Annotated in this window: 10 protein-coding genes; 3 read left to right on the top strand and 7 right to left on the bottom strand. The window is 41.9% G+C overall.

From position 1 onward, the window contains the following. Positions 1-15 precede the first annotated feature (15 nt). The 7 genes from MKX34_RS09690 to MKX34_RS09660 form a co-directional block, all read right to left on the bottom strand. The gene (locus MKX34_RS09690) at positions 16-1,377 is read right to left on the bottom strand and encodes a glycoside hydrolase family 28 protein (RefSeq protein ID WP_076296050.1); all 1,362 of its coding nucleotides are present in this window, start codon (positions 1,375-1,377) and stop codon (positions 16-18) included. Positions 1,378-1,399: 22 nt separating this feature from the next. After that, the gene (locus MKX34_RS09685) at positions 1,400-2,521 is read right to left on the bottom strand and encodes a glycoside hydrolase family 88 protein (protein WP_076098492.1); all 1,122 of its coding nucleotides are present in this window, start codon (positions 2,519-2,521) and stop codon (positions 1,400-1,402) included. 151 nt (positions 2,522-2,672) lie between these two features. Next, the gene (locus MKX34_RS09680) at positions 2,673-3,776 is read right to left on the bottom strand and encodes a glycoside hydrolase family 88 protein (RefSeq protein WP_036679257.1); all 1,104 of its coding nucleotides are present in this window, start codon (positions 3,774-3,776) and stop codon (positions 2,673-2,675) included. Positions 3,777-3,816: 40 nt separating this feature from the next. Then, a complete protein-coding gene (locus MKX34_RS09675) occupies positions 3,817-4,692 on the bottom strand; it encodes a carbohydrate ABC transporter permease (RefSeq protein WP_076107520.1) in 876 nt (291 codons plus the stop codon). A gap of 21 nt (positions 4,693-4,713) precedes the next feature. After that, a complete protein-coding gene (locus tag MKX34_RS09670; protein WP_036679252.1) occupies positions 4,714-5,688 on the bottom strand; it encodes a sugar ABC transporter permease in 975 nt (324 codons plus the stop codon). A 133-nt stretch (positions 5,689-5,821) separates the two neighbouring features. Beyond that, complete coding sequence (locus MKX34_RS09665; RefSeq protein ID WP_036679248.1) at positions 5,822-7,378, bottom strand: extracellular solute-binding protein; 1,557 nt, start codon at positions 7,376-7,378, stop codon at positions 5,822-5,824. A 189-nt stretch (positions 7,379-7,567) separates the two neighbouring features. Beyond that, positions 7,568-9,085 (bottom strand): extracellular solute-binding protein, encoded by a 1,518-nt coding sequence (locus MKX34_RS09660; protein ID WP_076296049.1) that lies wholly within the window; start codon positions 9,083-9,085, stop codon positions 7,568-7,570. Positions 9,086-9,265: 180 nt separating this feature from the next. Between MKX34_RS09660 and MKX34_RS09655 the strand changes: the two genes are divergently transcribed. The 3 genes from MKX34_RS09655 to MKX34_RS09645 all read left to right on the top strand — a co-directional run bounded on the left by MKX34_RS09655 (position 9,266) and on the right by MKX34_RS09645 (position 14,291). Further along, entirely contained in the window at positions 9,266-11,611 is a 2,346-nt protein-coding gene (locus MKX34_RS09655; protein WP_076296048.1) for a helix-turn-helix domain-containing protein, read from the top strand. Between the two features lie 111 nt (positions 11,612-11,722). Further along, the gene (locus tag MKX34_RS09650; RefSeq protein WP_076296047.1) at positions 11,723-13,177 is read left to right on the top strand and encodes a GDSL-type esterase/lipase family protein; all 1,455 of its coding nucleotides are present in this window, start codon (positions 11,723-11,725) and stop codon (positions 13,175-13,177) included. Between the two features lie 13 nt (positions 13,178-13,190). After that, entirely contained in the window at positions 13,191-14,291 is a 1,101-nt protein-coding gene (locus MKX34_RS09645; protein WP_038569729.1) for a mandelate racemase/muconate lactonizing enzyme family protein, read from the top strand. Positions 14,292-14,300 lie beyond the last annotated feature (9 nt).

Below are 14,300 nucleotides of genomic sequence, written 5' to 3'. Positions count from 1 at the left end.
ATTGATGACTCTCTCTTATGGACAGACATTCTGTTCTTCAGGTGACACTGTAGCTTGTTCTACTAATTTTTCCGGCTTCTTCGTGTTTTTTGATCGACAATTTATGATCTCTACAGCTTCTCCATTTTCAATGTAAAAAGCAGGCCCTTCATGGTTCTCAATCGTCACCTGATGAAATTGAACATCTCTTGCATTCCCGAGGAAAAACCCGCGATTATTCATGTTTTCGATCCCTGTCATCATGTCTGGATGGCCGGGAATTGCATTCGTCGCCATGGAGATGTCCACATTGGTAAACGTAATCTCGGATACATACTGCTCCGCAAGCCCGTATAAGAAACCCGCTGCGGCATGAACATTACGTGCGGTAATATTGGCAAAATGAATGCGTCTAAAACACGGCGTTTCCTCTGTAATCGGATAAGGATTTTTATCCCACACATATTTTTCTTTTCCGCGTGGTCCACAGAAATAATATAGATTTAGAGTAAACGGACAAATAACGTCCTCCATTACAATATTGCTGATCCGAATATCTTCAATCGTTCCCCCGCGTCCCCGTCTTGATTTCATCCGGATTCCACGATCGGTTTGTTTAAACACACAATTACTAATCGTGACATTACGAATATCTCCACTCATTTCACTACCGAGTACGACACCCCCGTGTCCATGTACCATAGTGCAGTTGGTGATCGTAATATTCTCACAAGGAACTCGTTCTTTGGTATCCTCAGTTCCTGCCTTGATCGCTATGCAGTCATCACCGACATCAATATTGCAATTGCTAATTCGCACATTGGTGCAAGACTCTGGATTAATACCATCTGTATTTGGAGAGTCCGCCGGGTTCAGAATGGAAATATTATCAATAGTCACATTGTAACAGCCTATCGGATTAACGGTCCAGCTTGGAGAATTGACCAGCGCGATATCTTTAAGGGTTACCCGCTGACAGCTGTCCAAGCCGATTAGAGTCGGCCGGGGATACTGCAGCTCTTCCCGGCGGTTCCGAAACTTATCCCACCAGAGTTCACCATTTCCGTTAATCATTCCGCTGCCAGTGATCGATACATTAACTAACTCTCTTCCATAAATACAAGGTGAATGAACCTGCTGCTTCACTCCTTCCCATCTGCATTCCACTGCAGGGTAATCCTCCGGGTTCGTACTAAATGAAAGAATGGCACCCGGATTTAAATTCAATTCGATATTGCTTTTCATATGAATTGCACCGGTTAAGAACGTGCCAGCCGGCACATAAACGGTTCCTCCACCGGCTTTATTTGCCGCTTCAATCGCACGTATTATCGCTTCAGTCGCTAACTTTTTACTATTCTTAAGCGCTCCAAAATCCTCAATATTGTAGATCAACATTCATAAGCCCCCCTGTTCTATATCAGATCCAGCCTCTTAATTGTTCGTATTCCACACAGGCCTGAAGGAAAGCACCCACACCTTTTTGGTCGTTAGTGACAATAGGCTCGCTAATGTAATAAGCGAAAGTACCGTCACGTTGGTCCACTCCACCTAATCCTGCTACTTGGCAATTCTTATTTAAATTGACCCATTCTTCTTTGGTTTCTAGTACAAACTCCGAGATAAGTCCTTGTTGAGCCAGATCTAATGTTTCGTACCATCCAGCGTTTAACACGCCTAATCGGATACCTTTAGCCATGGCATACACGATCATACTTGAAGCAGAGGCCTCAAGATAATTTCCTTTGCGTTCCCCTAGATTAATCACTTGATACCAGACCCCGGATTCCTTATCCTGATATTTCTTCACCGCAGTTAAGGTATCATTTAGTATTCGTACCAGCTCTGGATAATCTGAGTGCTCACTAGGCAGCAATTCCAGAACATCAACCAATGCCATGAGATACCAGCCAAGTGAACGGGCCCAAAAGTTAGGCGAAAGTCCTGTTTCAGGGTCGCACCAAGGTTGAATACGCTGTTCATCCCATGCATGATATAGCAGACCTGTTACCGGATCTTTCGTATGCTTCTCACACAAGATAAATTGTTTGGTTACATCCTCAAGTCCCTGCCCTTCTTCAAAAGCTAGCAAGTAGGCTAAATAAAAAGGAGCGCCCATATAAAGTCCATCTAACCAAATCTGATAGGGATATATATTTTTATGCCAAAAAGCACCTTCCGAGGTTCGCGGATGGGTCTCAAGTTGCTTTCTAAGTAGAGCAGCCGCTTTTTTGTATTTTTCCTGCTTCGTTTCTTTATATAGAGTCAATAATAATTTTCCGTTGTTAATATGATCGATGTTATACTCCTCTAGGTGGTAGCCCTTGACACTGCCATCTTCCTGAATAAAGTAGTCCATATTATCTTGAATGAACTGCAGATACTTCGAATCACCGGTCTGCTTCCAAAGCCATTCAAAACCGTTCAATACCACGCCATAATCGTAGGTCCAGCTTCCTTTGTAGCCTTTATCTTCATAAAGCTTCGGTGTCCGCGCCATAATAGAGTCTGCCGTTTGAATTGCCCACTGTGATTTCTTCATCCCAACCCCCAAAATATTTATAAATTTAAGAGCTCAAAAACTATAAATAGGTTCACCCGATTTAAGGATTACTTTGTACATAAAATAATACGACTTGATTCTCTGCAATCTCAGAGAATCAAGTCATTGTTTAGTAAGGATACGGAGCGATTCAGTCTTGGAGCATTGACTGTATTTCAACACAAGCCATCACCAATGCGCCCACACCATGCAGATCATTTTTAACCTTAGGCCGAGTCACGTAACTCTCGTAATCTCCAGCTGAGGTACCGATACAAATGTCCGGCAGAACTAATCGGTTATGCTCATCCCACTGGATTACTTTGGTTAACCCTTCATATCCTTTTTTAGCGGCAGCTGTAGCGATAGTCACATCACTTACAACGCCATGCTTCACGGCTTTGGCAATCGTATAGACGAACAAACATGACCCTGAAGTCTCCAGCCAATTATCTGGCTCATGTCCCTTATCTACGACTTGATACCAAAGTCCACTTTTTTGATCTTGGTAACGAATAAGTGCATCCACAAAATCTCTCAGCGTAGTAGAAAGCTCTGTCCGGGCTGAATCATGGGAAGGTAACAGATCCAGAAATTGCGATAAGGCGAGACCATACCATCCTAATGATCGGCTCCAGAACTCCGGTGAACAACCCGTCTCCGGATTCGACCAAGGCATCCGCCGGCTCTCATCCCAGGCATGGTATAACAAACCCGTTGTCTCATCCTTCATATGCTTGCGCATTAACATTTCCTGATGAAGGACCGTTTCACGCAAGCTTGGTTCATCGTAGACATTAGCATATTTCAAGGAGAATACGCCGGCCATATAAAGTCCATCCAACCACATTTGGTTGGCGTACTTATCCTTGTGCCAATACCCGCCCTCAGAGGTTTTATTTAGTGTGAGCAGTAAATTTCTTAGCTTCTCTGCTGCAATACGATACTTAAGTTTGCCTGTCCGTTCATAAAGAGTGAATAGTAGCTGTCCTGCTTGAACCGCATCCAGCTCATCACGTGCAAAATAAAAGTTCCCGTATTCATCCACCAAATCATCTACATATTCCTGAATATAGTTGATATAACGGTCTTCTTGATAAGCATTCCACAAAAGCTCCATGCCACACAGAAATACACCCTGATGATAGTGCCATCGATGCGCGGGGGGAAGCTCTCCCGCCCTGTAAGTATCCATTAGTGAATCGCAAGCTTTTTTTGCCCACTCTATCGGCGTTGTAGGTATCTGTACAGTCATCTCGAAGCTCCTCCCCTAAGTATAGTCTCTCTCTTTCTTGCTAGCCCTTCATAGAACCCAACATGGCACCTTTGGCAAAATGCTTTTGCAGGAACGGATACACACAAACTATTGGTAAGGTAGCTACAACGATAACAGCCATTTTAATTGATTGATCTGGCGGTGGAACAGCAGCATCCAGTGTAGCGCTGTGATCCATACCGCTGGCAAGGACGACAATTTGTCTGAGCAGAACCTGTATTGGCCATTTCGCACTATCATTCAAATACAGAATCGCATTCATGTAGGTATTCCAATACGTTACCGCATAGAACAATCCGATAGTCGCTAACGCAGGTAAGGATAGTGGCAATACAATCCGAAATAATATTCCAAAATCGTTACAACCATCAATTTTGGCCGATTCCTCCAACCCTTCAGGTATATTTTGGAAAAAGTTTCTCAAAATGATCATATTAAAGGCACTAATCGCTGACGGTAGGATCAATGATGCGTACGTATCAATTAGTCCCAATTCCTTCACCACAAGGAACGTTGGAATCATCCCACCATGAAAAAGCATGGTGAACACAACCATGAAGTTAACCACTTTACGACCATCCAGATCTTTTCTGGTAAGAGCGTAGGCCATCAAAGAAGTTATAAACAAACTAAAAATAGAACCAATTGCCGTGATACCAATGGAAACACCCATGGCTTTAAATATTGTATTCGTCGAAAAGATGAACTTGTACGCTTCCAGACTCCATACCTTTGGAATCAGTACAAATTTGCTAGAAGCTAGTTCTGCACTCGTTGTGAAAGAGCCTGCTACAACGTGAACAAGGGGAAGCACAGTAATTAAAGCAATGATCGCAAGCAGCGTAAAGTTTATAGCAGAAAAGATTCTACCACTGATTGTTTTATCTTCTACCATTTCGATTCCTCCCACAAAATATCAATAAACGCCTTCTTCTCCCATTTTCTTGGATAATTTATTCACCATCATCACCATTACAAAGCCTACAATCGATTTAAAGAATCCAATAGCTGTACTGTAACTAAACTGCCCTTGTCTCAAACCAGCAGTATATACATACGTATCGATAATTTCCGCAACTTCTCGATTCATGGAGTTAAGTAGCAGATATACATGTTCAAATCCAAGATCAAGAACGGAACCAATTTTCAGAATAAATAATGTAATAATTACGCCTCTAATCGCTGGAAGAGTGATATGCCAGACTTGTCTAAGTCTTCCAGCTCCGTCCATACGCGATGCTTCATAAAGCCCTGGGTCAATCGCAGCTATGGAAGCTAGATAAATAATCGTTCCCCAACCTGCTTCTCTCCAAATCACCTGAATAATATACATGGGCCTGAACCACCCTGGATTAAGCAGGAAATTGATTGGTTCAAAGCCAAAATAGACAAGCAGCTCGTTGATAATCCCTCCATCCATCGTGACCATTACATAAGAAATGGAGACGATGATAACCAATGACAGAAAATGGGGCAAATAGAAGATCGTCTGAAAGGTTCTTTTGAAAAAGCTGCCTTGAAGTTCATTTAACATCAGGGCAAGAATAATCGGCATCGGGAAATAGATAAGAATATTTAATCCGAAAAGAATAAGTGTGTTCACTAATATATTTAAGAAATCCGGCTCTGTGAACAACCTGCTGAAATGCTTCATCCCTACCCAATCACTACCGTTGATCCCTTGATAGGGTTTGTAATCCTGAAATGAGATAATTAATCCGTACATTGGAAGATATTTAAAAATCAGAAAATACAGTACTCCCGGAGTTAGCATGACGTAGAGCCATTTATTTCTCCACAGCCGCTTTTTCAGTTCGCTGCTGCTTTTATAAATTTCAGGCTTAGGATTCATTTGAGGAGCTGAGCTGGGCTGTGCGGTGACTTCCTGCATGATATTCTTCCTTTCTCCTTCTTTATTCAAACACGATATTTCTGAACCCAGTGAGGAATAGAAAAGGTTGTTGAAACAAGATCAACAACCTTTTCAGCTACAATTTGTCGCTTAACTATTCCAGTACGGGTTACTATTTTTTGTATAACGCGTTGTATTCTTCAATAATCTTATCTCCACCACGGCTCTTCCAGTTCTCTACTTCCTTCTCAAATCCAGCCTTGTCAATCTGACCATAAATATATTTATAGGTTGCATCTGTAATAATCTGTTGAAGCTCTACGCCTTTTTCTGTATAGGTAGCCGAATCCATAGCAGCTGTTGGATCCGCTACACCAACTTTGACATTCTCAAGAACCAATTGATCTGCATGAATTCTTCCTGGCAGCGTGTTATAGTTCTCGTACATTCCATTGGTTTCAGCTTCGCCGATAACGCTGTCCTTATATCCCTTTACTTCACGTTCAATCAATTCTTTGTCGTCTGCAGCTTTCGCTTTACCGTCTTCAACGGTATAGTGAGTACCTTCAATTCCCCAATACATCAAATTAGCTACTTCTGGGGTCATCATTTGATCAAAGAAAGCAAGAATCTTCTTCAGCTCTGCCTCATCCTTGACAGCAGATTTCGGGAACAAGACAACATTGTTATAGCCTGGAATCATCCATTGAGCATATTTTCCATCTGGACTTGCAACCATACTATGCGCATCCAAAACAGCGTCAGGGTTATTCTTAATAGTATCTTTATTGAGGGAATCAATATCTTGCATGGAGCCCCCAATATAGAGTCCACCCTTTCCAGCCTTAAACATATTTACTGCATCCGTTTTACTGGTGGCAGCGAAATCTTGATTAATGTATCCGCCATCACGAGCTTTTTTGAAAAAATCCATTGTGTCGAAATATTCATCGAAGGTAAATTCAGGCGCTAATTTGCCATCCTTCTCACCCCAGGTATTCGGTGTTCCGAACCAAGACGAAACAGTTTTGAAAGCTCCATAGGTCAACTCATTACGGTCAATAATACCGGTAGTATCTTTCTTTCCATTACCGTCTGGATCTTGTTCTGTGAAGGCTTTAGCCATTTCAAATAATTCATCTACATTAGCTGGTGCAGCAAGTCCTAATTTATCTGCCCAGTCTTTGCGGTAAATGATCCCTTGGCGTGCAAGTGGACGCCCGATATATAGGGTATAAAGCTTGTCATCTACTTTCGTGTTATTAAGAATTTCTGGTTTCAGTTTGCTCAAATTCGGAAATTCGCTTAATAGTGGACCGATTTCCCAGAATTGTCCGTCTTTTATCGCTTCTTTCATCTGAATGAAGGTTGTCTGATTCTTCAAATATGTTACTTGCGGCAGTGAACCCGTTGCAAAAGATGAATTCAGTTTTTCTTCATAAGTATCAGCCGGAAAAAATTGATAAGTCAGCTTCGTGTTGGTCAATTTCTCTAGTTCATTCTTAATCGTATCAGGCGGAGTCTCTGATGTATTCAATGGAAGCATGATCTTGATTTCTGTAGGTTCCTCTTTAGGTGCTTCAGTCTCTTCCACCTTCGTAGTGTTCTCTGCACTTGTAGTTGGGGCTGCTGCTTCTTCTTTGTTATTGTTGTTACCACCGCATCCAGCTAACAATGTGCTGAATGTTAACAGTGCTGTTAACAACATGGTGAAGGATTTCTTCTTCATACCATTTTGACCTCCATAATTTGTATTGGTTACGAGTTCCACGTTACATCGTCGGCAAGGTTACGAAAACAATCATTTCCCCATAACGGCGCGTTCTGAAAGGGATCTGAGCAAATGATTATCGTGATATCGCAGCACAAAAAAAATCCACCGCATTATCCGCAGTGGATCAAAACCTTTTTAACCTATTTACTTTTCTGTCCCAAACTCAGCCTCAGCATATTCCTTAATAATAAGATTGCCTCCACGAGCTCTCCATTTCTCAACCTCTTGCTGGAATCCCTCGACGGTAATATTACCTAATATATAGTTATATGTAGCATCCACAATGATTGTAGATAACTCCATATTCTTCTCATCAAAAGTAGATGAGCTCAGAGAAACTGTCGGGTCATCGACCAGAAAAGATTCATTATCTTTACTCAGCTGATCTGCTAGAGAGGTTAATTGCTCCTTCTGAGCCACTTCCATAATGTTTTTATTACTAATGTCCGCGATCATTAAAGCATATAGCGGATTCACTTCCTGTACCCGCAGTTGTGAGGTTTCCTCGGGAAGGATAATCTTGCCGCCTTCAAGCTTATAATGCCGCCCCTCAAAGCCATACATCATTATATTGGCTACATCTTTATCCATGGTCCGATCAAAAAATCCAAGCACCTGCCGAAGCTCCTCCTCTGTGGCAATGGACTTTTTGGAAAAGAGATACAGTCCGTTGTAATTGGGGATAGACCACACTTTATATCCATCAGGCCCCTCGATACGATTGATCAGGGTAAGTTCAGCCTTTGGATTGTATGCTTGAGCTTCAATTGACAACCGCTGCACATCAGTCATGCTGCCAATAAACACACCAGCGATTCCGTTAATGAATTTATCGCGTTGAACCTCTTTACTGGTAAGAGCAAAGTCCTGATTTATGATTTTTTCATCATATAATTTCTTCATAAAATTCATTGTGTTCATATACTCCGCTGTTACGAATTCCGGAACAAATTGATGATTCTCTAGCTTCCAATTATTTGGTGTGTCAAAATAAGAGCTTAGTGTCTTAAATACACCATAAACAAGATCATTACGATCGACTAATCCAAGAGTATCTTGTTTGCCATTCTGATCCGGATCGTTATATGTAAATTGCCTCATTACTTCATATAGATCATCTAAGGTCTGTGGATTGCTTAAATGAAGATTGTCCAGCCAATCCTTACGTATAATGACACCCTGTCTGGAGGAAGGGCGTTCTGTATATAGGCCGTAGATCTTTCCATCTACAGCGGTCTGTTTAAGAATAGCGGGGTCCAGTGCTTTAAGATTGGGGAACTCCTGAAGATATGGGCCGATCTCCCAAAATGCTTCAGAACGGATGGCGTTTTTCACCAGATTATAATCTGAGAACTTCACAAAGGTGACTTTTCCTAAGGAATTAGTGGTCAACGCCGTGTTCATTTTATCGGTATAAACACCCTCAGGCACCCACGTGATATCAAGCTCCACCCCTGTTAATCTTTCAATCTCAGCTATAATCTTTTTTGAAGGCTGCTGTGGAAAATGAAGGGGTGCCAAGATGGAGATGTTCGGGCGAGCTTCTTGCAGTACAGAACCAGCTGACTTTCCATCACTGCAAGCGCTTAACATAGGGAAAACAAGCATGAAAAATAAGCAGAAACAAAACGTTGCCCTTCTACACAAAAATTGTCTAAACATTTCTACAGCCTCCTAAGGTATTGTAAGGATTTTCACCCTACAGCTTGAAGATTTTCCATTTTGTAGTCATAATTAGGATTAATGATTATTGCAGAACGAGATGATTATTGTTATTTTCCACCAGGTTTCATACACTAAGAACAAGTGTCTACTTCTACATAAGTAAAGGTGCTGAGCCCCGTGAGACCATTAAGCTTTTTAAGTAAATTAACGATTTTTGCCTTTGTAATTAGCACGTTGCCGGTGATATTCATCGGTTCTTTTTCCTATTTCACATCATCTAATGAGATCCAAAAGAACGTAAACAACAGTAAAATGGAACTTATATTACAAATCACCTCAAATGTAGAACATAAGTTAACAACTGTCAATCAAACATTAAACCAAGTGATCAACTCTAGTGTATTAAAAAAAGCACTAAATAACCCTTTAAATGAAACCGATTTCATTTTATATAATGATTTAAGAAACGAAATCCGCAATATGCAATCCTTCGATACGAAACTGGAGGATGTCATCCTGCTCAATCAGCAGCAGAACTGGATGATCAAAAATTCAGGCGTCTACCGTCTGAATGAATACAAAAACCACGCGCAACTCTCTAATCTAATGAATATAGCTGACGATACTTCATGGATTTTGAATCCATCGTCCTTATTTTATAGCGAGGAGAGCATTAACGTCACTGGCTGCAATTACAGCATTAGTCTTATCAAAAAGCTTCCCACCAATAAGCTGCAAAAATATGGGCTTGCCCTAGCTAATATTCCGGTCTGCAGTCTTCAGGATTTCATTAATTCAGATGTGCAGCCACTCGATGACATTATCGTTCTGGATCAAGCTGGCCGCTTCCTGCTCCATCCGGATACCAGCTTAATCGGAAAACCTAAAGAGCAAGGCGGATTTAAAGAAGTCCCTTTAATCTCTGATCCTTCTAAACAATCCGGACAGTTCAAGACTGTGATCAATAAAAAGAATTACTCCGTCACTTTCATGCGTTCTCAGCTAAATGGCTGGGTTTATCTATCGGTTACTTCTATGGAAAGCTTGACGAAGGAGTCCAATAAAATCGGGATGTTTACGATAATCGTGTGCACCATTATGCTCTTGTTCTCCATTCTTCTGGCATGGATCGGTTCCAGGCGTATGTACACCCCTATCGAAAGACTGCTTAATCAGATGGGCCAACGCAAACCGGATATTAAATCGAGACATCGCAATGAATTTCAGATTATAGGAGAACAAGTTCATTCTTTGTTCCAATCCAAATCACAGCTGGAAAAAGAAGTCCGGCAACACTTTCAGCAGGTGCGAACGTTTTTTCTGATCAATGCCTTCCACGGAAATGTTAAGAAACGTGATTTGCTCGAAGAATTAGGGCAATTCGGCTACCAAACACAGCTTGAAGAATGGAAAACCATGGCAGTAATTACGTTGTCTATTGATTATGCCGAGGATTCCAGCTATGAGAAAAAAGATCTCAGCCTCTTATTGTTCGCTGCCCACAATATGATCGAAGAGTTAATCTGTCCTGAACAACGGCTGGCTCCTGTAATCATGGACCATGCGGTAGTCGTATTATTGGGCAGTTCAGACTGCGATACCCAGTCTTTTCATAAGACACTGTATTCGTTAACGGAGAAGCTGCAGCAAGAAATAAATAATTATCTAAAGGTGCAGGTGAGTATTGGGCTGAGCCTTCCCTTCAACGCCTTCGATAAACTAGCCATCGCCTACAGAGAAGGTCTAGAAGCACTGAAACATCGCATTAAGCTTGGCAAAGGCGTTATTATTCAATATGAGAACATTAACTCCGGCAAACATTATCTGAACTTGAACTACCCTACGCATAAAGAAAACGATCTAATGGATGCTATCAAGCTGGCTGAAACGGATAAAGCCAAGGAACTGATTCATTTGCTTTTTAAATCTATCTTTGCCCTTGAGCTTTCACCACAGGAATATCAAATCCCGTTGACCCGCTTACTCAATAACTTGCTCATTATGATGCAGGAATCGGGCATTAGCTTAAATCAGATCTATCATGCTAATGGCTCTATTTTTGAGGAATTGCATGACCTTCATACCGTGGCTGAGATTGAGGATTGGTTCTGGAGCATGGTCATTTACCCGATGATCAAAATTTTTATCAGCAGGCAAAATGCCCAATACCAAAACATCTCTGAGAAAATCATTGATCTGATCCAACATGAATATGATACAGATCTAACCTTGGAAGAATGCGCTTCTCGGCTGCATTACAACGCCAACTATATCAGCAGTGTCTTCCGTAAGGAGACCCAATACTATTTCAGCGAATATTTAACGATGTACCGATTTAAAATGGCGAAAAAATGGCTGCAGGAAACCGATATGCCGATCAAAGATATTGCAGCCAAATTAAGATACAACAATTCTCAGAATTTCATTCGATCTTTCCGTAAACAGGAAGGGATGACCCCTGGACAGTACCGGGATAACAATACAGGCACTAAATCCAAACCAACATTTGACGAATCTATGTAAAAATCACAAAATAATCGTTCAAGGTCGAATCTAAAAAAAAAAGAGTCTCTCTTTTTTTCGGAAAATATGTTAACGTGTGCATATAACCATTTAGGGAGGAATTTGAACGCAATGTTGAACTTTCGACTAAATACTAACCGTGTAGAACAAGATGAGATTTCTCAGAAAACCTCACTACTCACCCTCTATCCGCTCGAGACGGATCAACCCCGTCCTTTTATATTGGTATTGCCTGGTGGAGGTTATCAGCACTTAGCCAAACATGAAGGAGAACCTGTGGCTCAATGGCTAAACAATCTAGGTATTCATGCAGGTGTACTAGATTATCAGGTCGGAGACTTCAACGTTTCTTCTTTGTTAAATGATGTTGAGGAAGCTCTCAAATGGATTAGGGAAGCACCCAAAGCTTGGAATGTGATCTCAGACAAAGTAGGGATGATTGGATTCTCGGCTGGAGGACACTTAGCTTCCATCTTTTCTACCACTAGAGTAGAGAAACCAAATCTTCTTCTGTTAGGTTATCCTGTAATCACTTTCCAAGAGTCCCATTCGCATAAGGGAAGCCGGCTACATTTTCTTGGAGACGACCCATCACAAGCGGAGCTTGACTCCTTTTCCTCAGAAGCCCAGGTGGATTCACTCACACCTCCAACCTTTATCTGGACAACAGCAAACGATGCCAGCGTTCCCGTGGAGAATAGTCTGTTGTTCGCCTCTGCCCTGTCTAATCAGGGAATACCTTTTGAATTACATATCTTTGAAGAAGGGCGGCATGGTTTAGGGCTTGCTAAAGAACACCCTCATTGCCAGCAATGGCTTTCCCTTGCTGAGAATTGGTTAAGGGAACGCCAATACGTTAAAGGAGAAGAAGACCTTATGAGACAACAGCTATTTATTGCAGGCGATTCCACTGCGGCTATTAAAGGCGCTGGAGAAAAACCTATGACCGGCTGGGGAGAATACCTGCAAAGTTATTTTGGGACTTCTATTCAAATCCAGAATCGTGCAATTAATGGTCGAAGCACCAAATCGTTCATAACAGACGGCCGCCTGGATGCCATCAAAAAAGACTTTCAACCCGGCGACTACCTGTTTATTCAATTTGGACATAACGATGAGAAAAAAGATGATCCATTACGTTACACCGATCCTGAAACCGAATATCGCCACAATCTAATTCAATATATAGATGCTGCTAGGCAGCTAGGGGGGACTCCGGTTCTGTTAACCTCTGTAAGTCGCCGCCGCTTTAACGCCGATGGAGAGCTTGACCCGTTGGCTGTAGGTGCTTATCCCGAGGTAATGAGACAAGTGGCTGAAGAAACGCACACTCCGCTACTTGATATTTTCGCAGCCTCGCAAGCGCTCTATCGTTCATTAGGCGAAGAAGAATCCAAGAAGTTATTCATGCACTTACCAGAGAAAACACATCCCAATTACCCCAATGGAGTTACGGATGATACTCATTTCTCGGATGAAGGTGCCCAGCAAATTGCTAAACTTGTGGTTCAAGCACTTAAACAAAATACAGCCTCACCTATATCAAACTTACAACAACTTTTATAAGGAGTGATCACAGATGTCTATAATTAAAGAAGTTATTACAGAGTACTATCGTATCCCTTTGCCAGAAATCATGGAGGATGCTAAACACGGCTTGCATACTCATTTTGAAGTACCCATTGTCAAAATTAGAACGGATGACGGTCGTGAAGGTGTAGGTTATACCTATACTGGCGGATTTGGCGGCAAAGCGATCTGTTCACTAATTGCTAATGAATTAACACATATTTTAGTTGGCAAAGACGCCAGCTGTGTGGAAAGTATCTGGGAGCAGATGAACTGGGGAATACATTATGTTGCTCGCGGGGGTCTGGCTAGCTTCGCCATTGCGGCATGTGACATTGCGTTATGGGATTTACGTGCGAAGAAAGCAGATGAACCTCTCTACAAACTTCTGGGTGGCGCAAGCAATGAGGTCAAATGTTATGGTGGAGCGATTGATTTGAATTTCCCATTAGAAAAGCTCCTGCGCAACAATCAAAAATACTTAGATATGGGCCTCCAGGCTGTCAAAATTAAACTAGGCCAAAAAACATTAGCTGAAGATGTGGAACGAGTGGCTGCGGTACGCCAATTGGTCGGCCCGGATGTAGCCTTTATGGTCGATGCCAATATGAGCTGGAGTGTGGAAAAAGCGATAAAAGCCGCACGTGAATTTTTGAAATATGACATTCTTTTCTTAGAAGAACCAACGATTCCGGAGGATTATGCCGGCTATGCACGGATTGCTGAAGAAACAGGAATGGCCGTTGCAGGCGGGGAGAACTTGCGCACATTAACCGAATTCCATCACATGCTGCAATATGGTCATGTTGATTTCCCTCAACCTGATGCTTCCAATATAGGCGGAATTACGGGCTGGTTAAAGGTAGCTCACTTAACACAAGCCTATAACCTTTCCGTTTCCACACATGGGATGCAGGAATTACACGTTAGTTTGTTAGCAGCTATGCCAAATGCAGGTTATCTCGAAATGCATAGCTTCCCTATCGATCAATACACTACACGTCCGCTAGTGATTAACAAAGACAATGGGATGGCAGTAGCGCCTGAAGTAACGGGCACTGGCGTTACCTTTGACTGGGACAAATTAGCACCTCACAAACAACAATACTAATAGGAGCGA

Origin of the sequence: Paenibacillus sp. FSL R5-0636 (genome assembly GCF_037974255.1) — a bacterium.
GTDB classification, from domain to species: Bacteria; Bacillota; Bacilli; order Paenibacillales; family Paenibacillaceae; genus Paenibacillus_AQ; species Paenibacillus_AQ odorifer.
This window is presented reverse-complemented; position numbering and strand designations above follow the sequence as displayed.